This window comes from Pseudomonas sp. FG36 (assembly GCF_057809275.1).
Genome location: NZ_JBMDJQ010000009.1, coordinates 57805 through 83511, shown reverse-complemented (window position 1 = coordinate 83511; position 25707 = coordinate 57805). Strand labels below are relative to the sequence as shown.

General features: G+C 64.9%; 38 protein-coding genes. 12 read left to right on the top strand and 26 right to left on the bottom strand.

What is annotated here, in order from left to right:
* Positions 1 to 4: 4 nt before the first annotated feature.
* Genes sctX through ACODS9_RS09680 form a run of 4 tightly spaced genes read right to left on the bottom strand, consistent with a single transcriptional unit; the run spans position 5 to position 1854 of the window.
* On the bottom strand, positions 5 to 370 hold the full coding sequence (gene sctX / locus ACODS9_RS09695; protein WP_401109413.1) for a type III secretion apparatus assembly protein SctX: 366 nt from the start codon (positions 368 to 370) through the stop codon (positions 5 to 7).
* Positions 367 to 744, bottom strand: coding sequence for a hypothetical protein (locus tag ACODS9_RS09690; protein ID WP_489093810.1), 378 nt, complete (start codon positions 742 to 744; stop codon positions 367 to 369). Before ACODS9_RS09690 ends, sctX begins: the two co-directional genes overlap by 4 nt.
* Positions 741 to 1025, bottom strand: coding sequence for a TyeA family type III secretion system gatekeeper subunit (locus ACODS9_RS09685; protein ID WP_367858876.1), 285 nt, complete (start codon positions 1023 to 1025; stop codon positions 741 to 743). Before ACODS9_RS09685 ends, ACODS9_RS09690 begins: the two co-directional genes overlap by 4 nt.
* Positions 1006 to 1854: an HrpJ domain-containing protein gene (locus ACODS9_RS09680; RefSeq protein WP_489093809.1), complete on the bottom strand. Its 849-nt coding sequence runs from the start codon at positions 1852 to 1854 to the stop codon at positions 1006 to 1008. Before ACODS9_RS09680 ends, ACODS9_RS09685 begins: the two co-directional genes overlap by 20 nt.
* A 205-nt stretch (positions 1855 to 2059) precedes the next feature.
* Here ACODS9_RS09680 and sctN point away from each other — a divergent pair, with 205 nt between their 5' ends.
* The 8 genes from sctN to sctU all read left to right on the top strand — a co-directional run bounded on the left by sctN (position 2060) and on the right by sctU (position 8309).
* Positions 2060 to 3388 carry a type III secretion system ATPase SctN gene (sctN, locus tag ACODS9_RS09675; RefSeq protein ID WP_489093851.1) on the top strand — a complete coding sequence of 443 codons (1329 nt, stop codon included), beginning with the start codon at positions 2060 to 2062 and terminating at the stop codon, positions 3386 to 3388.
* A complete protein-coding gene (gene sctO, locus ACODS9_RS09670) occupies positions 3379 to 3849 on the top strand; it encodes a type III secretion system stalk subunit SctO (RefSeq protein ID WP_489093808.1) in 471 nt (156 codons plus the stop codon). Before sctN ends, sctO begins: the two co-directional genes overlap by 10 nt.
* A gap of 428 nt (positions 3850 to 4277) precedes the next feature.
* The gene (locus ACODS9_RS09665) at positions 4278 to 4637 is read left to right on the top strand and encodes a type III secretion system needle length determinant (RefSeq protein ID WP_401109399.1); all 360 of its coding nucleotides are present in this window, start codon (positions 4278 to 4280) and stop codon (positions 4635 to 4637) included.
* Positions 4634 to 5557, top strand: a complete 924-nt coding sequence (gene sctQ / locus ACODS9_RS09660; RefSeq protein ID WP_401109396.1) for a type III secretion system cytoplasmic ring protein SctQ — start codon at positions 4634 to 4636, stop codon at positions 5555 to 5557. The genes ACODS9_RS09665 and sctQ overlap by 4 nt, the downstream gene beginning before the upstream one ends.
* Positions 5554 to 6207 (top strand): type III secretion system export apparatus subunit SctR, encoded by a 654-nt coding sequence (gene sctR, locus ACODS9_RS09655; RefSeq protein WP_489093807.1) that lies wholly within the window; start codon positions 5554 to 5556, stop codon positions 6205 to 6207. The genes sctQ and sctR overlap by 4 nt, the downstream gene beginning before the upstream one ends.
* 1 nt (position 6208) lies before the next feature.
* A complete protein-coding gene (sctS, locus tag ACODS9_RS09650) occupies positions 6209 to 6475 on the top strand; it encodes a type III secretion system export apparatus subunit SctS (protein WP_023629663.1) in 267 nt (88 codons plus the stop codon).
* Entirely contained in the window at positions 6472 to 7260 is a 789-nt protein-coding gene (gene sctT / locus ACODS9_RS09645) for a type III secretion system export apparatus subunit SctT (protein WP_489093850.1), read from the top strand. The genes sctS and sctT overlap by 4 nt, the downstream gene beginning before the upstream one ends.
* The gene (gene sctU / locus ACODS9_RS09640) at positions 7257 to 8309 is read left to right on the top strand and encodes a type III secretion system export apparatus subunit SctU (protein ID WP_489093806.1); all 1053 of its coding nucleotides are present in this window, start codon (positions 7257 to 7259) and stop codon (positions 8307 to 8309) included. The genes sctT and sctU overlap by 4 nt, the downstream gene beginning before the upstream one ends.
* Positions 8310 to 8348: 39 nt before the next feature.
* On the opposite strand, the gene ACODS9_RS09635 is transcribed toward sctU, so the two are convergent.
* The 13 genes from ACODS9_RS09635 to ACODS9_RS09575 are packed head-to-tail and all read right to left on the bottom strand — an operon-like array spanning position 8349 to position 15497.
* Positions 8349 to 8537, bottom strand: a complete 189-nt coding sequence (locus tag ACODS9_RS09635; RefSeq protein WP_046855014.1) for a hypothetical protein — start codon at positions 8535 to 8537, stop codon at positions 8349 to 8351.
* Positions 8534 to 9169 carry an HrpE/YscL family type III secretion apparatus protein gene (locus ACODS9_RS09630; RefSeq protein WP_489093805.1) on the bottom strand — a complete coding sequence of 212 codons (636 nt, stop codon included), beginning with the start codon at positions 9167 to 9169 and terminating at the stop codon, positions 8534 to 8536. Before ACODS9_RS09630 ends, ACODS9_RS09635 begins: the two co-directional genes overlap by 4 nt.
* Entirely contained in the window at positions 9148 to 9762 is a 615-nt protein-coding gene (locus ACODS9_RS09625) for a SctK family type III secretion system sorting platform protein (RefSeq protein WP_489093804.1), read from the bottom strand. Before ACODS9_RS09625 ends, ACODS9_RS09630 begins: the two co-directional genes overlap by 22 nt.
* Positions 9763 to 9764: 2 nt before the next feature.
* A complete protein-coding gene (gene sctJ, locus ACODS9_RS09620) occupies positions 9765 to 10499 on the bottom strand; it encodes a type III secretion system inner membrane ring lipoprotein SctJ (RefSeq protein WP_367858888.1) in 735 nt (244 codons plus the stop codon).
* 7 nt (positions 10500 to 10506) lie between these two features.
* Positions 10507 to 10845, bottom strand: a complete 339-nt coding sequence (gene sctI / locus ACODS9_RS09615; RefSeq protein WP_489093803.1) for a type III secretion system inner rod subunit SctI — start codon at positions 10843 to 10845, stop codon at positions 10507 to 10509.
* On the bottom strand, positions 10842 to 11072 hold the full coding sequence (locus tag ACODS9_RS09610; protein ID WP_401109375.1) for a hypothetical protein: 231 nt from the start codon (positions 11070 to 11072) through the stop codon (positions 10842 to 10844). The genes sctI and ACODS9_RS09610 overlap by 4 nt, the downstream gene beginning before the upstream one ends.
* Positions 11069 to 11407, bottom strand: coding sequence for a YscG family type III secretion system chaperone (locus ACODS9_RS09605; protein ID WP_401109373.1), 339 nt, complete (start codon positions 11405 to 11407; stop codon positions 11069 to 11071). The genes ACODS9_RS09610 and ACODS9_RS09605 overlap by 4 nt, the downstream gene beginning before the upstream one ends.
* A 14-nt stretch (positions 11408 to 11421) precedes the next feature.
* The gene (locus ACODS9_RS09600) at positions 11422 to 11682 is read right to left on the bottom strand and encodes an EscF/YscF/HrpA family type III secretion system needle major subunit (RefSeq protein ID WP_046855008.1); all 261 of its coding nucleotides are present in this window, start codon (positions 11680 to 11682) and stop codon (positions 11422 to 11424) included.
* Between the two features lies 1 nt (position 11683).
* On the bottom strand, positions 11684 to 11881 hold the full coding sequence (locus ACODS9_RS09595; protein WP_489093802.1) for an EscE/YscE/SsaE family type III secretion system needle protein co-chaperone: 198 nt from the start codon (positions 11879 to 11881) through the stop codon (positions 11684 to 11686).
* Positions 11871 to 12788 (bottom strand): FHA domain-containing protein, encoded by a 918-nt coding sequence (locus tag ACODS9_RS09590; protein WP_489093801.1) that lies wholly within the window; start codon positions 12786 to 12788, stop codon positions 11871 to 11873. The genes ACODS9_RS09595 and ACODS9_RS09590 overlap by 11 nt, the downstream gene beginning before the upstream one ends.
* Positions 12775 to 14340, bottom strand: a complete 1566-nt coding sequence (sctC, locus tag ACODS9_RS09585; RefSeq protein ID WP_489093800.1) for a type III secretion system outer membrane ring subunit SctC — start codon at positions 14338 to 14340, stop codon at positions 12775 to 12777. Before sctC ends, ACODS9_RS09590 begins: the two co-directional genes overlap by 14 nt.
* Complete coding sequence (locus ACODS9_RS09580) at positions 14328 to 14765, bottom strand: CesT family type III secretion system chaperone (RefSeq protein WP_489093799.1); 438 nt, start codon at positions 14763 to 14765, stop codon at positions 14328 to 14330. Before ACODS9_RS09580 ends, sctC begins: the two co-directional genes overlap by 13 nt.
* 24 nt (positions 14766 to 14789) lie before the next feature.
* A complete protein-coding gene (locus ACODS9_RS09575; protein ID WP_401109603.1) occupies positions 14790 to 15497 on the bottom strand; it encodes a helix-turn-helix transcriptional regulator in 708 nt (235 codons plus the stop codon).
* A gap of 429 nt (positions 15498 to 15926) precedes the next feature.
* Here ACODS9_RS09575 and ACODS9_RS09570 point away from each other — a divergent pair, with 429 nt between their 5' ends.
* Positions 15927 to 16295: a CesT family type III secretion system chaperone gene (locus ACODS9_RS09570; protein WP_489093798.1), complete on the top strand. Its 369-nt coding sequence runs from the start codon at positions 15927 to 15929 to the stop codon at positions 16293 to 16295.
* Positions 16296 to 16302: 7 nt separating this feature from the next.
* Here ACODS9_RS09570 and ACODS9_RS09565 read toward each other — a convergent pair whose 3' ends face one another.
* The 6 genes from ACODS9_RS09565 to ACODS9_RS09540 all read right to left on the bottom strand — a co-directional run bounded on the left by ACODS9_RS09565 (position 16303) and on the right by ACODS9_RS09540 (position 21787).
* Positions 16303 to 16887, bottom strand: coding sequence for a DinB family protein (locus ACODS9_RS09565; RefSeq protein WP_401109356.1), 585 nt, complete (start codon positions 16885 to 16887; stop codon positions 16303 to 16305).
* An 11-nt stretch (positions 16888 to 16898) separates the two neighbouring features.
* On the bottom strand, positions 16899 to 17999 hold the full coding sequence (gene zapE / locus ACODS9_RS09560) for a cell division protein ZapE (protein ID WP_489093797.1): 1101 nt from the start codon (positions 17997 to 17999) through the stop codon (positions 16899 to 16901).
* 95 nt (positions 18000 to 18094) lie between these two features.
* A complete protein-coding gene (locus tag ACODS9_RS09555; RefSeq protein ID WP_489093796.1) occupies positions 18095 to 19243 on the bottom strand; it encodes a PQQ-dependent sugar dehydrogenase in 1149 nt (382 codons plus the stop codon).
* 21 nt (positions 19244 to 19264) lie between these two features.
* Entirely contained in the window at positions 19265 to 19585 is a 321-nt protein-coding gene (locus ACODS9_RS09550; RefSeq protein ID WP_401109348.1) for a hypothetical protein, read from the bottom strand.
* Between the two features lie 133 nt (positions 19586 to 19718).
* Positions 19719 to 20684 (bottom strand): agmatinase, encoded by a 966-nt coding sequence (speB, locus tag ACODS9_RS09545; RefSeq protein ID WP_401109345.1) that lies wholly within the window; start codon positions 20682 to 20684, stop codon positions 19719 to 19721.
* A gap of 23 nt (positions 20685 to 20707) precedes the next feature.
* Positions 20708 to 21787, bottom strand: coding sequence for an extracellular solute-binding protein (locus ACODS9_RS09540; protein ID WP_489093795.1), 1080 nt, complete (start codon positions 21785 to 21787; stop codon positions 20708 to 20710).
* Positions 21788 to 21889: 102 nt separating this feature from the next.
* On the opposite strand from ACODS9_RS09540, the gene ACODS9_RS09535 reads away from it, so the two are divergent.
* Complete coding sequence (locus ACODS9_RS09535) at positions 21890 to 22786, top strand: LysR family transcriptional regulator (protein ID WP_401109339.1); 897 nt, start codon at positions 21890 to 21892, stop codon at positions 22784 to 22786.
* Positions 22787 to 22872: 86 nt separating this feature from the next.
* On the top strand, positions 22873 to 23343 hold the full coding sequence (locus ACODS9_RS09530) for an LEA/WHy family protein (RefSeq protein WP_401109336.1): 471 nt from the start codon (positions 22873 to 22875) through the stop codon (positions 23341 to 23343).
* A gap of 20 nt (positions 23344 to 23363) precedes the next feature.
* Here the strand turns inward: ACODS9_RS09530 and ACODS9_RS09525 are convergent, their stop codons facing one another.
* Positions 23364 to 24305: a carbon-nitrogen hydrolase family protein gene (locus tag ACODS9_RS09525; RefSeq protein WP_489093794.1), complete on the bottom strand. Its 942-nt coding sequence runs from the start codon at positions 24303 to 24305 to the stop codon at positions 23364 to 23366.
* A 67-nt stretch (positions 24306 to 24372) separates the two neighbouring features.
* Positions 24373 to 24636, bottom strand: a complete 264-nt coding sequence (locus ACODS9_RS09520) for a hypothetical protein (RefSeq protein WP_023630897.1) — start codon at positions 24634 to 24636, stop codon at positions 24373 to 24375.
* 131 nt (positions 24637 to 24767) lie between these two features.
* Here ACODS9_RS09520 and ACODS9_RS09515 point away from each other — a divergent pair, with 131 nt between their 5' ends.
* On the top strand, positions 24768 to 25088 hold the full coding sequence (locus ACODS9_RS09515) for an ElaB/YgaM/YqjD family protein (protein WP_401109330.1): 321 nt from the start codon (positions 24768 to 24770) through the stop codon (positions 25086 to 25088).
* Between the two features lies 1 nt (position 25089).
* Here the strand turns inward: ACODS9_RS09515 and ACODS9_RS09510 are convergent, their stop codons facing one another.
* Entirely contained in the window at positions 25090 to 25707 is a 618-nt protein-coding gene (locus tag ACODS9_RS09510; RefSeq protein ID WP_046854995.1) for a MiaE family protein, read from the bottom strand.

Here is a 25707-nt window from a genome sequence, read left to right as displayed (position 1 = left end):
GTGTTCACACCTTGAGCAGGAAGTTAACGCAGCACTCCAGCGTGCGCCGGTCGGCCAGCAGCGCTTGCACCATTGCCGCCGCCTCTGGGTCCCCGGGAATCTGCGACGCAAGCAGCTGCTCCACCAACGAGCCCAGCGCATGGGTGAAGCTTTGCGGGTCGTACAGGCTGCGCAGTTCATGCTCGGGCCTGGCGTAGGCCAGCCGCAGGCGTGCCGCCTGATGCTGCGGGTACAGCTCACGCAAGTGCGCCTGCACCGGCTGCCCCTGCATAGGCAAAGCGTCGCATCCTGGCTGGGCAAGCGCCGCATCGACTGGCGCCCATTGCTGCCAGAAACCATCGACCTGCCCGGCCGGCTCGATAACGCTCATGCCGCCAACACCTCGGTGCGTACCCGCGTCAGCAAGCGATAGGCCCGATGCAAGGCCTGTTCGGTCACCCCGTGTTCGTCGAGGCCTGCCAGCAGCACCAGACGATCCTCGGCAAGCAGCCCACAGCGCAGCAGGCAACCGCAGGCCTGGTGTTCGTACACCTGTCTGAGCGCACACTGCATGGCGCGCCCGAACGTCGCCCCATGCACGGAAAACTCCAGCCACAGCGTCAATTGCCCCGCTAGCCGCTCGAGTTGCAGAACGTCGGCACCTGGCAACTCCAGGCGCAGCAACGGCTCCTGCGGGTGTGCGGGTGCCACACCCAGATCGCGACAGAACCGGGCAATGGCTGCCGTGCAAAGATCCATGCTCATGCCTCCCGCGCGCCGCACAGCAACGCCTCCTCATCGTCGACGGCTTGGTCCATGGCCAACTGCCAGATCGCCAACAGATGCTCGCGTTGCGCCTCGTCGCTGAATACCTGCACGGGCAACAAACGGAAGATCCGCTGCAACTCCCGCAGGCACTGGATACGTTGCACCTGCGGGCCAAGCGGCAACGCCGCGAGCAGGCGCTGGATGTCCTGCACCGTCGCCCAGCGTTTATCGATCAACGCCAGCAGGTCGCCGACCAGGTCAGAAGGTCCGTACGCCACTGGGCTCTCCGGCAAGCTGGCGGAACAGCGCGACAGTGTCGCCTTCCAGTTTCTTGAGCGCCTGCACCAGCTTCATGTCGCTGATGACCTGTTGCAGTCGGCTGCTGTCCAGGCTCGAGGACGGACCATTGATATGGCTGGCCAGGCCGTTGAGCATGAACTGCGCGATATCGCCGATGGCGGCATCGCCAAAGCGCACCCGCAGCTCATCCCAGGCATGCCTGAGCCCGCGATAATCGCACAGGAACTCGCAGTACACGCCACGCAGCGCCGCCACTTCGGCCACCCCCTGCGCCTGCGTCGCCTGGGCCAAAGGACCGATCTCGATGCCCAGCTCAATCGCCTGGCCGTGGCTCTGCGTCATGGTTGCCATGGCCTGGTCCAGTTTGTCGGCCAAGCCATGCGCATCGACCGACGTGCCCAGCGCGTCGCGGGCATAGGCCAGCGCCAGGAAGCGATGACAGGCTTCAGCGGAAAATCCATCCAGGCGGGCCTGTAGCTCACCCGGGGTCAGCTGAGGGTGCTGACGCAGCCAGGCCACCAGTTCATCCAGTGACCGACGCTGCACATCCGGCACCTTGGCCAGCATGGCCTCGGCTTCCTGGCCGGCGCGCAATCCCAGCTGGCGCGCATCGGTCACGCGACTGCGGGTACTGAGCCGCGCGTTGGCCAGTGACGAGAACGCCATGGACACCTCCTCCGCCATGCTGGCCTGCTGCGCCATCGGTGTCACCTGCCGCGCTTGCAGGGCCGTCTGCCCCTGCGCCTCCCAACCGGGCAGCATGGCCAGCACCGGTTCACTGCGAAAAAAGCCGACGCCTTCGCTCATCCCCACCTCGTCGTCGCATCAAAGAATGAGCGCCATGCTAGAGGCAAGCTCAGCGCCCCACTGTTGCCACTGGCCGCTTCTTTTTAGCCTGTCGCCAGGCGCGACAGTGGCCGACCGAAAACTAAAAACATGCGCCTCACAGTGAAATCCGCTGCGCAGCAGGCTACCTAGAATGGCGCCCATCATTCGCGCTGCAACCTTGCCCATGCCGCCATCGCTGCTCCAGACTCCCCAGGCCCTGCTGGCCGCCGTGAACAACGCCACCTTGGTGCAGGTCAACGGCAAGGTCACCCAGGTCACCGGCACCCTGATCCGCGCCTTGGCACCCGGCGTGCAAGTCGGCGAGCTGTGCCGGTTGCGCAGGCCGGGCGGCCAGCCTGAACTGCAGGCCGAAGTCATCGGCCTGCAGCAGGACCAGGCGTTGCTCGCCCCGCTGGGCGACATGCAGGGGCTGTGCACGCGCACCGAGGTCTGCCCCACCGGCGGCATGCACCGCATAGGAGTAGGCGAGCACTTGCTGGGGACGGTGCTGGATGGCCTGGGCAAGCCGCTCGACGGCAGCACGCCGGCTACACCCCAAGCCTGGTACCCCGTGCATCGGGACGCGCCATCGCCACTGAGCCGCAAACTGGTCGATACCCCCTTGAGCCTGGGCGTGCGCTGTATCGATGGCTTGCTCACCTGCGCCGAAGGGCAGCGCACAGGCATCTTCGCCCCCGCCGGTGGCGGCAAGAGCACCCTGCTGGCCACGCTGCTGCGCAACGCAGAGGCGGACGTGATCGTGCTCGCCCTGATCGGCGAGCGCGGCCGCGAGGTACGTGAATTCATTCACCACGAACTCGGCGAACACGGCCTGCGCCGTGCGGTACTGGTGGTCGCGACCTCTGACCGGCCGGCCATGGAACGCGCCCGGGCGGCCTTCGTCGCCACCAGCGTCGCCGAATATTTCCGCGACCAGGGCAACAAGGTACTGCTGCTGATGGACTCCCTGACCCGCTTTGCCCGGGCCCAGCGGGAGATCGGCCTGGCCGCGGGCGAACCTCCGACCCGGCGCGGCTTTCCGCCTTCGGTGTTCGCCCAGCTGCCGCGCCTGCTGGAGCGCGCAGGGCAATCGGCCGAGGGTTCGATCACCGCGCTTTACACGGTGCTGGTGGAAGGCGACGACCTGAACGAGCCGATCGCCGAGGAAACCCGTTCGATCCTCGATGGCCATATCGTCCTGTCCCAGGCCCTGGCAGCCGCCAACCACTACCCGGCCATCGACGTGCTGCGCTCGGTCAGCCGGGTCATGAACCAGGTGGTCAGCCCGGAACACCGTGCCGCCGCCGGCCAACTGCGCGAATGGATGGCCCGGTATGAGGAAGTCGAACTGCTGCTCAGGATCGGGGAGTACACACAGGGCCAGGATCCGCTCGCGGACCAGGCCATCGGCAAACGCGAAGCCATCCGCGCCTGGCTGTGCCAGCCTTCCGACGAGAACGTCTCGCTGCGACAAAGCCTCGAACAACTGCTGGAGATCACCCGATGCCCCTGACCGCCCTTGCGAAAATCAAGCAACGCAGACTTCAGCAAGCCGAGCGTGAAGCGCGAAGCCAACTGGCCCTTCTACAGGCGGCAGAACAAGCCGAGGCAAAGGCCCTCGACGCGCACCTGGCGTTTCAACGCGGGTCCCGCGAAGAACAACAGCGCCTGTTCGCCGCGCATGTCGGCCAGTTGATCGACTGTCGTGCCTTGGAGCACTGGCGTCGGCAGGTCGGTCTGCTCGGTGAGCGCGAAGCGAGCCTGCATGGGCAAGCCGTTGCCTGCAAGGGGGCACTGGCGCGCCGGTACACTGCACACCAGCAGGCCCAGGCGCAGCTCGCCCAAACTCGGCAAAAAAGGGACAGCTTCGTCCAACTGCGGGACGAGGCCCATCAACGCGCCACTCGACTGGCGCAATGCAGGCAGGAGCTCGAGTTGGAGGAGCACTGTTTACACGGTGGCCTGCAACCATGAAGACCCTGCCTCTGTCTGCACTGTTGACCCCGTCGACTGACACGCCTCGCTTGCCTGCGCGGAACAGCCAGCGGCTGTTGTTCGAACAGCTGCTGCTAGCACCACCAGAAAGGCAGGGTATGCCTCGGGAATCTGGCCATCTGGGCCTTGGCTACCCGTTGCTGCCTACCATGCCCCGGGCGGCCCACTATCCACCTGTGCCTGGCCCCCCCGCGCTAAACGAGGATGTTGGCAGCCATCCGCTCACCCCGACGACACCCGAAGAAGTCGAGGCGCCTGGGCCGACGGTCCAGAGCGTGCCCGAGGCCATGCCTCGAGACATTCGCGAACACGCAGACAACCTGCCAAGTCGCCTGCAACCACATGAAAGCGCCATACCGGCCCCGGTGCATGCCGTGACCTGTGAACGTGCAGTGGTAGACAGGGTAATGTCCTCCCCAGGCATCACACTCACCGAAGACCTGCAGACACTGGTGGATCGCCTGCAGCTGCAAGTGCTCGGTTGCAAGGCCGACAACCGTGAACTGACCCTGCTGCGTGCTCGGTTGCCGCAGCTGGGACCTGTCGAGGTGCACATGCGCCATGTCGGCGCAGGCTTGCAGGTGGAGATCCAGGCGGCGCCAGCAAGTCTGCGGCAATTGCAGGTGGCTTGCGCGGACCTGCTCGATCGTCTGCAACGGCTTGATCCTGCGCAGCAGGTCAGCCTCGGTTTTGCCGCCAACGGCGGCGGCGAGCAAGGTTCACGCAACCGGCGCCACGTGCTCGACGAGTGGTGGCCCGAACCATGAAACCAGCGAGTTTCCCATCAGCTTCCCAACAGGAGCTGCACCTGCAGCGGCTGCTGAGTCACCGCCAGCGCAGCTATGTCGACGCCGAGCGCCAAGCCTTGCTAGGCATCGCCGCTTGCGAGGACGCCCCCGACCTGGCCGTGCTGGTCGATTGGCAGGGCGTGCCGGCGCGCCTGCTGTGCCGTCGGCAGCATCTGGCGCAATGGTTGGCGCCGCATTTGCAGGAAGCCGACTTCGCCAGCCTGCCGGCGCCATTGCAACTGGCGTTGCTGCAACGGGACAGCCCTTGGATACCGGGCCTGCAATGCCTGGGTATCGAACTGGCAGGTGACTATCAGGGCAAGCCCAGCCTGCAAGTATCGCTGAAGCATGCCGCAAGCGCCCTGACCTGTTGGGTGCAGGGCGATCTTGAGCGCCTGCTGGCCACATTGCCGCGACGCCCGTTGCGCGAACGCCTGAACATCGCGCTGAACCTCTCGCTGCAATGGCGCCCCCTCGAACTGTCGCTGCACGAGCTGCGTGGCCTCGGCATGGGCGACATCCTGCTGCTGCCCGCCGCCGCGTCAGTGCCACCCCGGTTGCTCGGCGTGCTCGACGGCCACCCCTGGGCAGAACTGCTGCTCGACGACACACATCTGGAGCTAGTCCGCATGCACGATTCGTTACCGCTGCCCGATACCGCACTGGGGGAACTGGAGCAATTGCCGATTGCGGTCAGTTTCGAGGTCGGTCGCCAGACCCTCGACCTGCACACGCTGTCGACCCTGCAGCCAGGCGCCCTGATCGAGCTGCACAGCCCGCTGGCGGCCGAGGTGCGCATTCTCGCCAACCAGCGCTGTATCGGCAGCGGCCTGCTGGTGCGCATCGACGGCCGCCTCGGGGTGCGCGTGACCCGGCTGCTGGAAAACGACCCGACATGATCCAGTTGCCGGACGAACTGAGCCTGATCCTCGGCCTGGCGCTGCTGTCGCTGGTCCCCTTCATCGCGGTCATGGCCACCTCGTTCCTGAAGATGACCGTGGTCTTCTCGTTGCTGCGCAATGCCTTGGGTGTGCAGCAGATCCCACCCAACATGGCCCTGTATGGCCTGGCGATCATCCTCAGTATCTACGTCATGGCGCCGGTGGGCATGGCCACCTACGACTACCTGAACACCCATCAGACAGCCCTCGGTGATGCTCACTCGATCGAACGTTTTCTCGACGAAGGCTTGGGGCCGTTTCGCACGTTCCTCGACAAACATGTCAACGAACGCGAGCGCGCCTTCTTCCTCGACAGCACTCGTCAGCTGTGGCCCAACCACTACGCCGAACAGGTCGACGGCGACAGCCTGCTCGTCCTGCTGCCCGCGTTCACCATCAGCGAACTGACCCGGGCCTTCGAGATCGGTTTCCTGATCTACCTGCCGTTCATCGCCATCGACCTGATCATTTCCAACATCCTGCTGGCCATGGGAATGATGATGGTGTCGCCAGTGACCATCTCGCTACCGTTCAAGCTGCTGCTGTTCGTCCTGCTCGATGGCTGGGGGCGCCTCTCCCACGGCCTGGTGCTGAGCTACGGGGGCTGAGATGAGCAGTACCGAAGTCCTGCACTTTGCCAGCCAGGCGCTGTGGCTGATATTGATCCTGTCACTGCCGACGGTGCTGATGGCCGCGCTGGTGGGCACCCTGGTGTCGCTGGTCCAGGCCCTGACCCAGGTGCAGGAACAGACCCTGGGCTTCGTCGCCAAGCTGGTCGCGGTGGTCGTTACCCTGTTCGTCACGGCCGACTGGATGGGCAGCGAGCTCTACCGCTACACCGACCTGGTGCTCGAGCGAGTCCTGTGGGTGCGATGACTGTCCAGGCACTGGAACAGGCCCTGCTGAACTTCAGCCTGATCCTGCCCAGGCTGTTCAGCTGCTTCATCGTGCTGCCGATCCTCGGCAAGCAGGTACTGGGCGGCGCGTTGGTACGCAATGGCGTGGCGTGCTCGCTGGCGCTGTTCATCTACCCCAGCGTGGCAGGCACGCTGCCGCCAGGCCTGGATGGGCTGCAACTGGGACTGCTGATCGGCAAGGAAGTGCTGCTCGGCCTGCTGCTCGGGTTCATCGTGTGCGTCCCGTTCTGGGCGCTGGAGGCCTGCGGCTTTCTCATCGACAACCAACGCGGCGCGACCCTGGCGTCCACCCTCAACCCGTTGCTGGGCAGCCAGACCAGCCCCACCGGAGCGCTGCTGCTGCAGACCCTGGTCACCCTGTTCTTCACCGGTGGCGCCTTCCTGGGACTGCTCGGCGCATTGCTGGGCAGCTACGCCAGCTGGCCGGTGGCGAGCTATTACCCACAGATCAGCGACCAGTGGAGCGCGTTCTTCCTGACCCAGTTCGACTACCTGATGACCCTGTGCATACTGTTCGCCGCCCCGCTGCTGATCGCCATGTTCCTCGCCGAGTTCGGCCTGGCACTCATCAGCCGTTTCGCGCCGACGCTGAACGTATTCATCCTGTCCATGCCGATCAAGAGCCTGGTCTGCAGCGCATTGCTGGTGCCCTACCTGTACCTGCTGATGACGCAGGCCCAGGATCAGGTATTCAGCGCGCTGCACGCGGTGCGCATGCTCGGCCCCTTGCTGGAGCAGCCATGAGCACGGAGAAGACCGAGCATCCCACTCGGGCCAAATTGCGCGATGCACGACGTAACGGCCAGGTGGTCAAGAGCAAGGAACTGGTATCCAGCGTGCTGATCCTGAGCCTGGCCGTGTTGCCCCTGAGCTTTCCCGACTATTTCCTCGGCCACCTGCGAGCGCTGATGCTGCTGCCCGAGCCCCTGCTCCACCTGCCGTTTCGCCAGGCACTGGAGCTGGTGCTGCAGCAGTTGCTGCACGAACTGCTGTGGCTCACCCTGCCGTTCCTGCTGACCACATTGATTGCCGCCAGCGCGGGCAACCTGCTGCAGACCGGCGTGGTGTTCAGCACGCAATCGCTCTCACCCGACCTGAAGAAGATCAGCCCGGTAGAGGGGATGAAGCGAATCTTCTCGGTCAGGAACCTGCTCGACTTTTTCAAATCCTTGCTCAAGGTGCTGTTGCTCGGCGCACTGGTGCTCGGCCTGCTCAGCGACAACCTGCACGTGTTGCTGCGGGTCCCACTGTGCGGCATCGGCTGCATCCTGCCTGTGCTGGGCAGCCTGCTGGGCCAGCTGATCGGCGTCTGTGCCGTTGGTTTCATGGCGATTTCAGCGGCCGACTACGGCCTGGAGCGCAGGCAGCATCATCGGCAGTTGCGCATGAGCAAGGATGAGGTCAAGCGTGAGCACAAGGAGCAGGAAGGCGCGCCGGAGCTCAAGCGCGAACGCCGCAAACGCCACCGTGAGCTGCAGCAAGGGACGTTGCGGGCGGACGTCAGGCGTTCGTCGGTCATCGTCACCAACCCGACCCACATCGCCGTGGGCTTGCGCTACGAGGCCGGGGAAACCCCGTTGCCGCTGGTCACCCTGAAGTACACCGACGAGCAAGCCCTGCGGGTGCGCCGGATCGCCGAGGAAGAAGGCGTGCCGGTGCTGGAACGCATCCCCCTGGCACGAGCGCTTTTCGCCGACAGCCTGGAGGAGCAATACATCCCCGGCGAGCTGATCCAGCCGGTCGCCGAGGTGATCCGCTGGTTGCAGGCGCAAGAGAAGACGCCGCCGGTCTGAACAGGTTTGGCCCGTTTCCGCAGGCCTTGGGGCCAGGTGCTATACCAAGATCCCACGCTGCGGCAATGGCCGGCGCACGGGCAAGATATCCTCCCGCACAGATGGTCGAGCAGGCTGACGAAGCTGTGCCCAGAAGACCAGGAGCTGCGCATCGCGCTCCTGATCATCGCGGATAGCCCGCGCAGCGGCGGCCAGCACCGCCTCATGGCCATGTTCGAGCGGGCTCATGCGGATCCAGGCTCATTGTCAGGAGCTACTTGCGACAACACTCGTTGCAAAGCGCTCAACTGCCCTTCGATGCTGGCGTCGATGACGCAGCCTTCGGTTTCCAGTCGGCAACCGCCGCGCGCAAGCCGAGCATCACCGCAGATTTCCAGGGGGCCCGTGCCGGGAAACTGCTCGAGAATCGCATCGATACGCAGACGAACCTCGAGCACCTGGTCAGGGTGCACGTGCAGGATCAGCTCCTCCCGTGGGCGAACCTGCGCCAACGCCTGACGTGTGGCCGCGAGCGTCAGCTCGATGTCCGGGTATGCCCCCAACACCTTGGCCACCGCCTGGTACACCACCTCGCTTATCTGCCGGTCGGCCCGACGATAGAACTCGTCACAGCGCAATCGCACAGTGTGCACCAGCGCCGCCTGCTCGACCGCGGCCATTTCCAGCCCGACCTCCCGACCAAGCCGATGCTGCGCCTCGAGCACTGCATCGGCCTGTGCATCGATGTCGCTGGCACGCTGGCGAGCGCTTTCGGTCAATGCGCCGGCCTCGAGAAAGCGCTGGTAGTCGGCGCCGCGCAACACGGTACAGCCTGGCTCGAGCATCGGCCGGCAATCATTCAGTTCAATAAATGGCAACATTCCGGGCTCCTGTCTCGGGCCACTTTCAGGCAAAGGATGCGCGCCAGGGCGCGCTGATCGTCGCTCATCGGCCAGGTCGGCAATGCCCCGGTGCCAGGCAGTCGCAGGGCCAGGCGCCGGGCAAAACCGGGATCGGTACAACCGCAGGCCTGTAGCCAGAACGACAGCCCCAGCACGGGCAGTTCCACCTCCAGCGCGCCGCTTGGCAGCGCCTGTTGCCAGCCTGGCGGCCATGGACCGATGAGCAGCCGCCATTTCTCCAGGCAATAGCGCAGGCCTTGATCGCCGAGCACCTGGCGCAAGCGCGTCTGGTCGGCTCGGTCGAGCAGTCGCACAATGGCCTGGCCATGCAACAAGCCGCCAACAGTGGCCAGAACACGTTCGAATGCTGGCTGCGGATAAAGGGCCAGCCCACCCAGCCGCTCCGGTATTTCAAAGGGTTCGGCCAGGTCCAGCGCCGACAGCAACCAACCATTGATCGAGCTGTCCCGACGCCAGTGTGGCAAGGCCTGGGCCACCTGCCGCAACGGTTCAGGGCAATGCGCCTGGTGCAGGTACCGCGCCGGGCAGTAGCGAAGCTGAAACGGGGTCATGCTCATGCCCGCTGGCGCCACCACAGGTACTGCGCGAGATTGCTCAGTACCAGCACCCCCAGCAATGTCCCAATCAGCGCAAGAAGACGCAGGCGCGACCCCTCCATCACGTGAATCGACAACAGCGTCGCATGACGCTCCCCTGGCCACAGCTGGCGAGCCTGCGTTGAAGGCACCAGCACCACACTGATGCGGTCGTAGTCGAGGCCTTCGATGCTGTTGCTCAACAGCTGTTTCATCTGCCCGATGTACAGGTCCAGTGCCGCGTCCGCCGCATGCTTGATGAAGATCGAAGCCGAGGCCGCACGGGCCGTTGCGCGCAGGCTGTCGCGGGGCTCCGGCAACACCACATGCACCCGCGCCACCAGCACGCCATCGATTTCCGACAGGGTGCGCGACAACTCCTGGGACTTCACATAGGCCAACCGCGCGTGCTCCTCCAGCGGCGACGAGATCAGGCTGTCCCGGGGGAACACATCACTGACCGTGGAGAACATCTCCCGTGGGTAGCCCTGGCGCTTGAGCGCGGCTACCGCGTGGCCGATGTCGGCCTCGCCGATCAGGATCTTCACCTTGCCGTCCTTGTCCTGCGCCTTCACCGCATCGATGCCCTCGGCATCCAGCACCGCGAGCATTTCGTTGGCTTCGCGCTGGCCGAGGCCCAGGTACAGCTCGACCTTGCACCCGCCCAGCAGCAGTACCGTCACAAGCAGCAAGCACTGCCATGGATTCTTCACAGGGCACCTACTGGGCTTTCATCAGGGTTTCGATGTTCTGCGTGGTGCGTCCCACGCCCTTGGCAATCAGCTCGACCTGCAGATTGGTGCGTATCAGTGCCCAATGGGCATCCATCAATGCCACCGGATCACCCACGCCCGAGACCAGGCTGGCATGCGCGCCCTGCCTGGCTTCGGCATGTTGCTGGCCGAGCTGTGCGACTTTGTGCAACAACCCCTCCTCGGGGCTGCCGGCACTACTGGATAGCGCCTGCTCGAACTCGGCCACCTGGCGGGAGTCGACGTCCGGTGCCGCCAGGGACTGCAGATCGGTGACCAAACGGGTCACCTCGGCAATGCCATTCATGAGTCGTTCTCCACGGTGAAGGAATCGTTGAGCAGGTCCATCGCCATGGCGAACACTTGCAGACGCTGTTGCTCTGCCAATGCCGGGCCCCGCCTCTGCTCCGGGGCGCCTGGCGCCTGCTCGATCAGGCATGCCTGAAATGCAGCAGCGTCCCGATCCGCAGGAACGGGCTGTGGGATCGAAGCTGTTTGCGCACTCGTCACCAGCGACAGGGTCAACCCGTTCATGCCACCACCTGGGCACGCATACCCTCGGCAAACCGGATCAGATCGCAATCCTCACTCTGCGCCATGCGCTCAAGCCGCCTTTCCAGCGCCGCCATGTAGCCAAGCTGGCGTTCGCACAACGCCAGCCACGGGTCGAGGGATGGCCAGGGCGCCTGGTTGCCTTCTGCCAGGGCCTCCTCGCAGCGTCCCGCCCCCATCAGTCCGGCGATACGTATCGCACAGGCGGCTTCCATGGTTTCCGGCTGCCGGGCAAGCCAACGCGCAATCACCATCGCTTCGTCATTGTGATGGTGCTCGACACCCAGCAAGCCCAGGCGCGCCATCAGATTGTTCACCGAGTACTCCATGCTCAGAACTTCTGCAGGATGCTGCTGATGGTGTTCTTGAAGGTCTGGCCCAAGGTCGCATCGACCTGGAACACGTTGGACCAGATGTTCGAACGGTGGCGCATGTCGGCCAGCAAAGCGGGGTCGTCGCTTTTCTCGTTGAGTTTGCTGAGCGATTCGAGGACGGCCTTGTTGGCCTCTCGCGCCTGTTTGACCATGCCTTCGTGGACCATGTCCATGGTGTTGCTGGTGCCGTCGTGGAATCCGCTGCTGATGCCTGTCATTTCAATGTTCCTTCAGTTTTTCCAGGATGTTCAAGGCCGCTTCAAGGGCCGTTCGCTCGTCATGCGCTGCCTGGAATGCCGTGGGCGGCAAAGGGCGCGACATCTGCTCGACGCGGGCCTGCCGCGCATGTTCCAGCGCCCTGTACATCCGGGCGCGGGTTTGTGGGTCACGTGTTTCCTGCAATAGCTCATCCATCATTGATGGGGCGCTCCTTGAGATTGATCGAGTAGTCCTGCCCACCCTTGCGCAAAGTGATCGCCTGACCATCGATCGCCAGGATGCGGATACCGGAAGGCATCAGCGCGCCTACCGGATAACGGCGGTTGTCCGTCAGCGTCACGTAGGGCACGCGCCCCAGCGACACCGCACGCAGCGGGAAATCGAGTTTCCCGGGCACAGGGGCCCTGCCGTCATCGACCAGCTTCAACAGCGGATATTCGCGGAATGCCTGGCGGAACTGGCGTTGCAGGTTGAGGAAGTCCTGATGCTGGCGGTCATGCAGTGCCCCACGCAGTACCAGGGTGTCACCGCGGTCCTCCAGGGTCAGGGCATCCTCCAGGCGCCATTCGCGCAGCAGTTGGGCCAGGCGCGTCCGGGCCTGTGGAACGGGCAGGCTGTGTGACATGACCTGGGGATCGGCTGCATTCGCTTTGCCCTGCGCTTCGGCCTCTGGAATCAGCAGTCGCGAGAGCAGCGCCAGCAACAGCAGCAAACCGCCGCCAGGGATCATGAACCAGCCAGCCCGCAATCCGGACCGGGGGACCGACTCGGGAGGCCGCTCGGCAAATACCTCGCCCTCTGTACAGAATGCCCAGCACAACGGGCCACAACGCTGGATGGCCAGTGCCTGCAACTCGACATCCGCCGTTACCGTCACCCCGGCCTGCGTAGGCGGTTCGGTGGCCCCCCATTCCAGCAGGCGTACTCCGCCAGGCTCTACCATCAGCACCAGGTGAATGGCGGCGATCCCCGCGTCCACCAGCACCAGATCGGCTTGCGCCGGGTCGGCGCCGATGACTACCCGGCCGGGTGCAAGGGACACTTCGGCCCCCGCATTCAGGCCACTGTAGACCCGCAGTTTCCAACTCATCTCAAGAGCGCTCATCACTGGCAGGTCCTGCCTTCAAACCATTGCCGACGCTTGCAAGCCCAGAATCGATCAGCTTCGGCTCGATCAGGAACAGCCGAACCGATCGGCGTGTGCTGCTGGACTGATAGCGAAACAATGCCCCCAGGAACGGGATGTCCCCCAGCAACGGGACCTTGCGCAGGCTTTCACTCGTCTCGTCGCGGTGGATGCCGCCGATCACCAGGCTCTGCCCCAGGTCGACCCGGGCCAGCGTGTCGATGACCGTGCGGCTGATCGTGGGTATGCCGTCGGGGCCCGTGCTGTTTGGCTTCTGGCTGCCGTCCTCGATATGCAGGCTCAGGCTGATTTCCGGCCGGTCCGCACTGCGGATCAGCCGTGGGGTCATCTTCAACAAGGTGCCGTAGGTGATCGCCTTGAGCTCGGCGACGCGTTCGCCCAGCACCCGGACATAATAGGTTTCGCTGTGGTCCAGCACCGCCAGGGTGTTTTCCTGGGTCAGCAAGGTCGGCCGCGACACCACCTGGGCGCGCCCTTCTCCCTGCATCAGCATCACCTTGGCCAGCAGCCGGTCCACACCCCGGCTGTCGACCAGGCTGCCGGCCAGCGTCCCTTGCGCTTGGCCCGCGCTAGTGCGGATGTCGATCAGTTGGTGCTTGCCAGTGCCAATGCCGACCTGCCACTCCACCCCCAGCTCAGCCAGATGCTCGGCGTTGATGTCCAGGATCGTCAGCCCAACCTCGATGCGTGCCGCCGGCCGGTCCAGCGCCGCCACCAGGCGCCGGTACATGGGCATGCGCTCGGCGTGGTCACGCACGATTATGGCATTGAGCGACGCTTCGGCCTGGACAACGGCCTGACCGGCGCGTACTGGCGCCCCCTGCGCCACAGCCTGGCCTTCGACCGCCCGCACATCGGCGTTCGTCAGCACCCGAGAGAGGAGCGTGGCCACACCGGGTACCGCCACCTTCTGGTCGCGGTAGTCGATTTCGCGGTCCTCGGCTACCGCATGCCTGAGCGCGATCACCTCGACGCTCAGGCTGCCACCGCGTTCGTCCTGCAACACAGCCTGCTGCTCCAGGGCCTTGGCGGTCTGCTCGACGCGGTCGAGATAACGCGGCGGGCCCGAGACATACACCAGCCGCCCACCCGCCGCAGCGCGCCAGGCGAAGCGGGAAGTCCAGCCGCCACCCTCCTGCAGGGCGGCGCGCAATTGCGGCTCGCGCACTTTGTCCAGGTGGACCAGCCGGGTCTGTAGTTCGCTGGACTTGTCGACATGAAGCACCGCGCCGTCGTAGTACCAAGCCAGGTTGAACAGCACGGCGACCTGTTCGAGAAACGCCTCGGGGTCCGGCTGCTCGAACGTGGCACTCACCTGGTCCTTGACCTTGTCGCTGACCACCACTGCCCCCTGGTAGTTGGCGGCGAAGTTGCCCAGTACGTCACGCAGGCTCTCGCCCTGAGAAACGTAGTGGAATGGCTCCTGGGGCCAATCCAGTGGCTCGCCCTGGGCCGCAAGGCTGGCCAACAGCGCCGTCAAGCCGGCGGCAAGCGACCTCAAGGCAGCCATACGCGAGCTCCCCCGTGGGTCACAGGCACTGGATCAGCCTGTTGCTCGCACAGCAGGGCGAGCAGGTCGACCTGAGCACCCAGTACGTGATCCAAGATATCAATATTGGCCTGGGGCAGGTCTACCTGCGCTTCAAGCAGCGGCTCTCTTGCAGGTGTAAGCACCAACCTCTGCGGACAATGCTGCGCCCACGCCGTCAGCATGCCCATCAAGCGGCGCAAGACATGCGGATCGAGTTTGTCGCCTTGGCCGGCCAGCGACGACAGCGAACTGCGAATTAACAGTTGTGTGCCTTGCGGCTCGAGGTACAGGGTGTGCCCCTCGATGCACAGGTGGTAGTCACCGCGCTCATTGGCCAGCCAGGGCGGCATGCCCAGTTGTCGGGCCAATCGGTTCAAAAGTGTGTTCATACGGGCATCGTCCATGCAGCTTGAGGGGCACAAAGGTTGTCAGCCACGGCGGGCATCGCTGGGGGTACGGCCGAACCGTCGGCGGTAGCTCTGGCTGAAATACGACTGGCTGGAAAAGCCGCTTTCCATGGCGATGTCGACAATGCTCATGCGCGTGTTAAGCAGCAGATGGTGCGCGTGGACGATCCTGCGTTCGGTGATCCAGGCTCGTGGCGAGCAGTTGTAGAGGGTGTTGAACAAACTCTTGAACGCTGTCAGGCCCAAGCCGAAGGCCTGGGCGTACTGCTCCAGGCGCCACTCGCGCAGATAGTGCTGTTCCATGAATGCGTGCAGGCGATCGACATGGCGATTGCCCTGTTGCCGCAATGCCGCCAACAAGCTCCGCCCCTGCGGTCCGAAGATGAGCAGCAGCAACAGCTCCTCCAGGCGCAGCATCGCCAGCATCGACGAAGTGCCTTCGCCCCCGAGCGCCGAGAGGCGAGTCACGCACTCCTGCGCCATCGTGCAGGGTCGAAGCCGGAGGGTATTCACACCCACCTCGTCACGGCGTTCGAGGTGCGCAAGGTCTTTGCCATGACGCTGAACGAACGCCTGCACGAAATTCACGTCCAGCGGTAGCCACAGCACTTCGCAGGCCTGCCACTGGGTCGCCACCAGGTAGGTGCCACGCTTGACGAACAACAGTTCGCCTGCCTTTAGGTGAATGATGTCGTCCCTTTCGCGAAGCGCCAGCTCACCCGCCATCACTGCGTAGAAGCCTTCGTGCCCCTGGGACGCGAACCCCGCCCCGACAACATCCAACTGCCGACCTTGCACACACCAGCCCTCAACTGGAGAAATCCCTATCACGCGAGGCCCTGCTTCCCGTAGGACCCTTTACGCATCGTCGGGTAGCAGATCGTGCAAGATTCGAATGACCGTGCAGCCCTTGCCTCCGCGATGCAGACAGGGGCACAGACTACGGCGCCTTCCCAAGAATGAACGCAGGGATTGTCCTAACCAAGATGGAGGCTATTCGCCATAACTTGTAGGAATTTCATCAACCCTGTAAGGCAATACGAAGCAAGCCTTTGCCGAACAGCAGGAAGCCCAGCAGCTAAAAAATGACGACTACACCTGCTATCTTGCAGGTTATGCACTGACTAACGTGGCAAGCCCTTTGATCGAGAGCTCGCCATGTCAGGCACGAACTATGACTATGCATTGACCCAGCTTTACGCTGTCCTGAAGCTGGAGCCCCCCTTGACCTTCGAGCCGGTGATCAGCCTGCGCGTGGGGTCTTTTGTGTGCAACGTTACCGAGCACCCGGCGGACCACTTGCTGATGTTCATCGAAGTCCCCGCAATCGACGATATACGCTGGGGTGAACAGAACCTGTTCTGCCAGGACACCTGCAAGCCTGTGATCGGTGTCGACCCGCTCACCGGCATGCAAATACTGTGGAATCGCCAGCCCCTGGTGCAGCTGGACCGCGCCATGGTGCATCACCAGCTCGAGCAACTGGTGCAGGCCGCCCACGATCTGGCAGGTGACGAAACAGCCTGAGCGCCGCTCAGCGCGGCCCCCAGACCTGCGCCTCACTCCAACCCAGCGCGGCAAAATCCGCGGATCGCAGTGAGGCCTCCTCTTCGCAGAAGAATTCGTCCAACTGCGGTGGCCTGATCGCCGTGTCGCTGAGCATCGCGTGCACCTGGCCACGATGGTGGATCTGGTGCTCGAACAGGTGTGACAGCAAGCGCAAACGTTGCTCCTGTTGCACCCGGTCCGGTCGCACGATGCTCACATAGCGCCGCAACTGGTCGTCGCGCAATTGCCGGCAATAGGCGATCAGGCGCTGGTCGGCCTGGGCCTGCTGGGCCTGCAGGTCGGTGCAGGTGGCGAAGGGCTGCTCGGGTTGGAAGAAGCGCTCGCCGTCCGGGTCCGGCGTTTGGCCGCGTTGCTCGCACTCCAGCGCGTCAAGGTAGAACCAGTCCACCGTCAACAGGTGGTTGAGAGTAGCCTTGATCGACGGGAAAAAACTGCAGCGGGGGGCGACGAACTCGTCCTGGGTCAGTTGCAGGCAAGCCTTGTACAGGCGGTGGTTGGCCCAGCCATTGTTGTAGGCCTGGGTCAGCAGATGATGCGACAACGGCTCCATGGTCGGCTCCTTCAGGCGAAGCGTTGCAGTTGCATCTCCCGTAGCCGGCTCAGGGTCCGTTGGTACGGGAACGCCAGATACCCTTCAGTGTAGAGCGCTTCCAGCGGCACCTCGGCCTCCAGGTACAACAACACCCGACGGTCGTAGCATTCGTCCACCAGGGCAATGAAGCGCCGCACGCTGTCATCCTTCGGCGCCAGCGTCGGCAACTGGCGATCCCCGGCCTCGACGCGGGCGGCCCCGTCCTCGGTACCGCGGGCAATGCGCCCGGCCTGCTGGACGCCACCCAGGGCCGGAATGCCGCTGACCAGGATCGCCGGAAAACGGTCGCACACGGCCATGAAGTCCATGGCGGCCAGGGGCTGCTCGCACAAAGCGCTGAAGTGGCACCAGAGGGCCTGCGTGCTGCGGCGCAGTACGCCGATACGCCGGGAGCCGAGCTGCAGCGGCTGCTCACTGCCTGGATCGGCCGGGCTCAGCTGGCAAAACACCTCGGCGAGCGCGCTCGGTTGCCCTGCCTCGCTGACCCAGTAGCGTTGCTGTTGCAGGCCGGGATGCAGGCGGTGGTCCTGCTCCCCCGCCACCGCCAGCACGCGCATGTGCCGCTCGATGGCGGCGATGGCCGGCAGGAACCGCTCGCGGTTGAAGCCATCGCGGTACAGCTGGTCGGGCGGCTGGTTGGAGGTGGCGACGATCACCACACCGTGATCGAACAACACCTGGAACAGACGGCCGAGGATGATCGCATCGCCGATATCGCTGACGAACAGCTCGTCGAAACACAACACCCGTATCTCTTCGGCCAGCGCCCGGGCCAGGGCCGCGAGCGGGTCGGCGGTGCCATTGAGCTGGAACAGGCGCTGATGCACCCAGGCCATGAAATGGTGGAAATGCTGGCGCCGGGCCGGCAATTGCAGGCTGCGATGGAACAGGTCCATCAACCAGGTCTTGCCCCGACCGACCGGGCCCCAGAGGTACAGGCCTTGCGTCGGCTTACCCTGATACAGGGCGTCGAAGCAGGCCTGCAAGGCCGCCACAGCGGCTGCCTGGGCGGGATCGGGAACGTAACCGCGCTCGGCCAGCGCCTTGTGATAAAGGGATTCGGGAGTCATGCCGCGCATGGTACGCCATCGCGGGGCGAGCCCGCTCCCACAACATTGCCCCAGGGCAACTGTAGTAGCTTGCCCCAGGGCTTACGCCGGTACGATCATCCCTCCGTCAGCCCCACCTTCAGCAAGGCGCCATCCTTGGCATCGGTCAACACGTACAGATAGCCATCCGGCCCTACCCGCACGTCACGAATCCTGGCTTTAAGGTCACCCAACAGCCGTTCTTCATGCACGACCTTGTCGCCATCGAGCTTCAGCCGGATCAACTCCTGTGTAGCCAGCGCACCGATGAACAGGTTGTGGTCCCAGGCCTTGAACGTGGGGCTGTCGTAGAACGCCATGCCGCTGATGCCCGGCGACTTTTCCCACACATGATGGGGGTCGACCATGCCATCGACGTGCTTGCCCTTGGCCTCTGGGATCGGCAGCAACGAGTAGTTGATGCCGTGGGTGGCAATCGGCCAGCCATAGTTCTTGCCCGCCTTGGGGATGTTGATCTCGTCGCCGCCACGCGGGCCGTGCTCGTGGGTCCACAGCTTGCCGGTCCAGGGGTTCAGTGCCGCACCCTGCTGGTTGCGGTGGCCGAACGACCAGATCTCCGGGCGTACGTTGTCGCGGCCGACGAAGGGGTTGTCCTTGGGTACCTCGCCGTCGGGCATGATGCGTACGATCTTGCCCTGCAGCTTGTCCAGGTCCTGCGACGTGGCACGCTGGTTGTTCTCGCCCAAGGCGATGAACAGGTAGCCGTCACGGTCGAACACCAGCCGCGAGCCGAAGTGATTGCCTTCGGACAACTTGGGCTGCTGGCGGAAGATCACCGTGAAGTTCTCCAGGCGCGACTGGTCCTGGGTCAGTTGGCCACGACCGACGGCGGTACCCGCCTTGCCATCGCTACCCTCTTCGGCATATGACAGGTATACGGTTCGGTCCTTGGCGAACTCAGGCGAGAGCACCACGTCGAGCAGGCCACCCTGCCCTTCGGCCCAGACCTTGGGCACGCCGGAGAGCGGCGGCCCGACCTTGCCCTCGGCGTTGACGATGCGCAGGTTGCCGGGGCGTTCGGTGACCAGCATGTCCTTGCCGCCGGGCAGGAAGGCCAGCGCCCAGGGATTGCGCAGGCCGTCGGCAACAGTGCTGACGGTCAGCCGACCCTCCTCGCTGGGGTACTGTTGCTCGGCGGCGGCCTGCGCCAGCAAGGGCAACAGGCTGGCCGCGGCCAGAGTGGTCAACCAGGTGCGTGGGGTCATGCTCGCTTCCTTTGCAAGGGCTCAGGGCACACGTAGGGAGTCGCGTGGTGGCCGGGTGGGTTCCAGGTTCGGGGTCTGCTGCTCGCGGCGCAGGTTTTCACCGTTGCCGATACCGCGGTTGTCGAGGGTGGGGGGGCGCGGGTTGGGTTGCGTGGACGGGCCGCGCACGGGCGGCATTGCCGGTACGCTGCCCTGCCGGCTGTTGGGGTTGGCGCGCATGATCGGGCTGTTGTAGGGGTTGTTGCTGTCGTTGGCGGCAAGCAGTGGCGGCGCCAAGGGCGCGGCCTGCAGTGGCAACGCCAGCACCAGGCCGAGGGCCAGGATTGGCAGTGTGGGATTCATGCTTCACCTCCGGTACGAAAAGGCGCGCTCGAAGGTTGGATAGCCTACGGCGCGCAGGGTTCGACGCAAAAGGATGAATTTGGGTCCTGATGTTTCAGTATGCGCCCCCAGGGGCTGCCATGCAGCCCTGGCGTCACTCGGCTCTATCTACCTTGTGCCGCGCCGCATACAGGCACAGCATCTCCATCGCCAGCGTCGCGCCGGCCAGCGCGGTGATATCGGCATGGTCATAGGCCGGCGCCACCTCCACCAGGTCCATCCCCACCAGGTTGATCCCGCGCAACCCGCCGAGGATCTCCAGCGCCTGCACCGTGCTCAGGCCGCCGCATACCGGCGTGCCGGTGCCGGGGGCGAAGGCCGGGTCCAGGCAGTCGATATCGAAGGTCAGGTACACCGGGCGGTCGCCCACCCGCTGGCGGATGGCAGCGACGATCGCCTCGGTGCCCTGGCGATGCACCTGGCGGGCGTCGAGAATGGCGAAGCCCTGGCTGTCGTCGTTGGTGGTGCGCAGGCCGATCTGCACCGAGCGCGCCGGGTCCACCAGCCCCTCCCGCGCCGCGTGCCAGAACATCGTGCCATGGTCGATGCGCTGGCCCTCCTCGTCCGGCCAGGTGTCGCTGTGCGCGTCGAAGTGCACCAGCGCCAGCGGGCCATGCCGACGGGCATGGGCCTTGAGCAGCGGATAGCTGATGAAATGGTCTCCGCCCAAGGTGAGCATGGCGCAGCCGGCCTCGAGAATGTGCTCGGCATGCGCCTCGATGCTCTGCGGCACCGACTGCGGCGTACCGCTATCGAACGCACAGTCGCCGTAGTCGATCACCGCCAGGTGGTCGAACGGATCGAACGCCCAGGGCCAGTGCCGGGCCCAGGCCTGTTGCACCGAAGCGGCGCGGATCGCCCGCGGACCGAAGCGCGCGCCGGGGCGATTGCTGGTGGCGGTGTCGAACGGCACGCCGCTTACCACCACGTCGACACCCCGCAGGTCGCGGCTGTAGCGGCGCCGTGAAAAGCTGGTGATACCGGCGTAGGTACTTTCGGCAGCGGTGCCATAGAGGCTGTCACGGGTGATGGCCTGGTCGTTGTCCTGGGCTAGGTCCACGGTGTGTCTCCTGTCGTTGTCGTTCACTGGCGGCTGCGGAAGGCGGTCCACAGGCGGTTGCGCTGGCGCAGGTCGGCCAGCGCCATGCTGCGGTCGGCGAACAGGCGCTGGCGCACCTCGGCCGACGGGTAGATGTCCGGATCGTTGCGGATCGCCGCGTCCACCAGCGGGGTGGCGGCCTGGTTGGCGTTGGCGAAGAACAGCGTGTTGGTCAGTGCCGCCACCGAGTCGGGGCGCAGCATGAAAGCGATGAAGGCGCGGGCGGCTTGCGGATGCGGTGCGTCCTTGGGGATCACCAGGTTGTCCTGCCACACCAGCGTGCCCTCGCGGGGGATGCGGTAGATCAGCTCGAAGGGCTTGCCGGCACGGCGCGCCTGGTCGGCGGCCATGGCGGCATCGCCGTTGTAGGTGAGCGCCAGGCACACGCTGCCGTTGGCCAGGTCGTTGATCTGGCGGCCATTGGCCACGTAGCTGATCGACGGTTGCAGTTGCTGCAACAGCGCCTGCGCCGCGTCCAGGTCGGCCTTGTCCTGGCTGTACGGGTCCTTGCCCAGGTAGTTGAGGGTCACGCCGATCACTTCCTGCGGTGAGTCCGGCATGGCGATGCCGCAGTCCTTCAGACGGCTGGCGTACTCAGGCTTGAACAGCAGGTCGAGGCTGTCCAGGGGCACATCGCCCAGGCGCTGGCGTACGGCCTCGACGTTCACCCCCAGCCCCAGCGTACCCCAGGTGTAAGGCACGGCATGGCGGTTGCCGGGGTCGGCCTCGGCCAGCTTGGCCAACAGGTCCGGGTCGAGGTTGGCATAGCCGGGCATCGCCTGCGCCTCCAGCGGCTGCAGGGCGCCGGCCTTGAGGGCTCGGGCCAGCACCGTGGCCGACGGCACCACCACGTCGTAGCCGCTGCCACCGGTGAGCAGCTTGGTCTCCAGCACCTCGGTGGTGTCGAAGGTGTCGTAGCGGACCTTGTAGCCGGTCTCCTTCTCGAAACGTTCCAGGGTTTGCGGGGCGACATAGTCGGCCCAGCTGTACAGGTTGACGACCTTCTCTTCGGCCTGCAGCGGCAGGGCGATCAGCAATGAAAGCAGGCACAACGTCGAACGCATGGCGGACACCTCGGCATAGGGGTGGATGCCGCCAGCATGCCTGCCGGGTTACATTGCAAAAATGGCAACTTTGCGAAGCTGACATTCACCAGGAGCAATGTGATGCTCGGACAATTGCACGACCCGGACCTGCACCTGCTGCGGCTGTTCGTCACTGTAGTCGAGGCCGGCGGCTTCAGCGCCGCCCAGGGTGTGCTCGGGCTCAGCCAGCCCAGCATCAGCCAGCAGATGGCGAAGCTGGAGACCCGCCTGGGTTATCGCCTGTGCAGCCGGGGCAAGGGTGGCTTCCGGCTGACCGAGAAAGGCGAGTTGCTGCTGCAGGCCACCCGCGGCCTGCTGCTGCAGATCGAGCAGTTCCGCCAACAGGCCAACGGTGTTGCCGGGCGCTTGCTGGGCAGCGTGCGCATCGGCCTGGCCGAGAACCAGGACCGTGACGTCAGCCTGCGCCTGGCCCAGGCCATCGCGCGGTTTCGCCAGCGTGAAGAGAGCGTGCGCCTGGAACTGACCAGCGCGCCACCAGCCGAACTCGAACGCTTGCTGCTGGAGCAGCGCCTGGACTGCGCCATCAGCTACTTCTCCGGCAACCAGGCGGCGTTCGACTACCTGCCGCTGTTCGAGGAGCGCCAGAGGCTTTACTGCGGCAAGGGGCACGTGTTGTTCAGCCAGGCCCTGGTAACCCGCGAGCAGTTGCTCGAGTCCGACCAGGTAAGCCACCCCTATCGTTTTCTCAAACAGGGCGAGCCGTTCCAGAGCCGCCACAGCATGGCGGTGGCAGAGCAGATCGACAGCGCGCTGACATTCATCCTGTCAGGGCGACACATCGGCTTTCTGCCGTGTCACTGCGCCGCGCCCTGGGAGGCCCAGGGCCTGTTACGGGCGCTGGATACCGCGCTGGATTTCGTGGTGCCGTTCACCCTGGCCAGGCATCGCGGGCAAACACCCGGTGAGGCGCAGCAAGCCTTCATGGATGACTTGCGTATGACATTCGGCTCGCGTTAGGCCCGCAACGTCGGCAGGCCCCGCTTTCATCGCCGCCACGCATTTGCGACACTGCCGACTCGCCCGTGCCACAAGGCCAGATCCCCATGTATGCCCGCATCTGCCTGATCCTGCTGCTGACCCTTGGCCTGAACGCCTGCGCCCTGTTCCAGGGTCGCGACCCGCTGAACATCAGCGTGATCGGCATCGATCCATTGCCTGGCCAGGATCTGGAGCTGCGCATGGCGGTGAAGATCCGCGTGCAGAACCCCAACGAAACCCCGGTGGATTTCAACGGCATCGCCCTCAACCTGGAAGTCAACGACCAGCCCCTGGCGGCCGGGGTGAGCGACCAGCGTGGGCACATCGGCCGCTACGACGAAGCGGTGCTGGTGGTGCCGGTGAGCGTCACCGCCTTCGCCTTCCTGCGCCAGGCCTACGGCCTGAGCCGGGTGGACTCGCTGCAGGGCCTGCCCTATGTGTTGCGCGGCAAGCTGGCGGGAGGGCCGCTCGGTACCGTGCGTTTTACCGACAAAGGCAAGCTCGACCTGCCAACGGCCGCAGGCCCTGCCTGGTAATCAGCCGGCAGGCTGGCTGATCACTCACCTGCGCTGGATGAACCGACGAAACGTACTCCGGGCCGCGGACGCTCGTCCACGCTGAGCTCGAACACATCCGGCCGCGCATAGTGGCCGACCACATCGAAATCGTAGCGCGCACGCACCAGCTCATCGGTATCGACCTCGGCGCAGAGCAGGCCACGCTCGCCCACCAGCGGCCCGGCCAGCACCTCCCCAAGTGGGCCGACGATCACGCTGCCGCCATTGATCAAAGGCCGCTCGGCCGGCCAGTTGGCCACCTCCAGGCCCAGTGCGGCGGGCGAATCCTGCACCTGGCAGGCGCTGATGACAAAGCAGCGCCCCTCGGCAGCGATGTGGCGCATGCTCACCTGCCACAACTCGCGCTCGTCCACTGTCGGCGCGCACCATAACTGCACCCCTTTGGCGTACATCGCGGTGCGCAGCAGCGGCATGTAGTTCTCCCAGCACACTGCCGCGCCGATTCGCCCGGCACGGCTTTCGATTACCGGCAGTGTGGAGCCGTCACCCTTGCCCCAGATCAGCCGTTCGGTGCCGGTGGGCATCAGCTTGCGGTGCTTGGCCACCAGGCCGGTGTGCGGCTCGAAAAACAGCACCGTGCAATACAGGGTATTGCCGCTGCGCTCGATCACGCCGATCACCAGGCTCGCTCCGGTACGCGCCGACAAGCCGGCCAAAGTGTCGGTCTCGGGCCCTGGCACATCGATGGCATTGGCGAAATAGCGGGCGAAGGCTTCACGCCCCTCAGGCAGGCGATAGCCGAGCTGGGTGCCGAACCCTTCGCCTTTCGGATAGCCACCGAGCAAGGCCTCGGGCATCACCACCAGGTTGGCACCGGCGTCGCGGATGGCCTGCTCGTAGTCGAGGATCTGCGCCAGGGTGGCGGCCTTGCCGCCAGGCAGCGAACCGATCTGCAGGGCGGCGACGATGGACTTGGGCATCGAGGGAACTCCAGTCAGGAAGGTCTGTTGGATTCTCCAGCGCAGGCGTTCGGGGTGTTCGCCTGGCTCAGCGGTTGGCGCTGGCGGCGGCCATCATCTTGTTCACTTCGCTGCGCACCAGCTGGTTGAACTCCGGCGGCGACATGCCGTCGAGTTCGGCGCGCACCCACTCGGCCCACTTGCCCTTGCGCCGTGGCTTCTCTGCGATCAGGCGCGCCGCCTCGCCCTTGGCCTTGCCCAGGTTGTTCTGCCAGTAGTCGAACAAGCGGGCCTTTTCTGCCTCGATCTGTGCCCGTTCCTGGAAGCTCATGTTGGCCAGATTGAAACTCATCGGGTATTACCTGCCGCTGGAAAATGGGCGCTATCTTACACTGCGTCGACGTGCCACCGGTACGCCGCTGCAACTTTCCCGGCAGCGTGGCATCCATTGTTCAACGCCCAACCCTTCACGAGGATGTGTACATGGCCAGGAAAACCGCTGCGCAAGGCAACAACGACCAGATCAAGGATCAGGTGTTCAGCGAACTACAGGCATTGATCGAGGAATCCGAGAAGCTGCTCAGCGACAGCGCGTCGCTGGTCGGCGAGGAAGCCGAAGGCATCCGCGCGCAGTTGGGGCTCAAGTTGCGCCAGGCGCGCGATGCCACCAGCCGCCTGGGCCAGAAGGCGCAGCCGGTGGTCGAGGCGACCCAGGAGTACATCGGTGGCCACCCTTGGCAGACCGTGGCGGTCTCTGCAGGCTTCGGCCTGGTGGTCGGGCTGCTGCTCGGTCGCCGGCAATAGCTCAGGCGGCCTGAGCCTGGGGAATACCGCTGTGGAAGCGCAGTTCCTGGTCGGGCGAGGTGATCAGCCCGACCTCCGCTTCGCGCACCTGCTCCACCACCCGGGCAATGTCCGCTTCATCGCCGTACTGGTGGGCCAGTTTCAAATAGCCTTGATAGTGCCGCGCCTCGCTCTTGAGCAGGCCGTGGTAGAAGGTGCCCAGCTCCTCGTCCAGGTGCGGCACCAGGGCGGCGAAGCGTTCGCAGCTGCGCGCCTCGATAAAGGCCCCCACCACCAGGGTGTCCACCAGTTTCACCGGCTCATGCGCCCGGACCAGCCGCCGCAGCCCCGAGGCATAGCGCCCGGCCGACACCGGCCGTAGCGGCACGCCGCGACGCTTCATCAGGCGCAGCACCTGCTCGTGGTGCACCAGCTCCTCGCGGGCCAGGCGCGACATCATGTTGATCAGGTCGAGGTGAGTGTTGTACTTGGCGATCAGGCTCAGCGCCGTGCTGGCGGCCTTGAACTCGCAATTCTTGTGATCGATCAGCAGGGTTTCCTGGTCGGCCAGTGCCGCCTCGATCCAGGCGTCAGGGGTGCGGCAACCCAGGAAGGCATCGATTTCAGGAATCAGGGACAT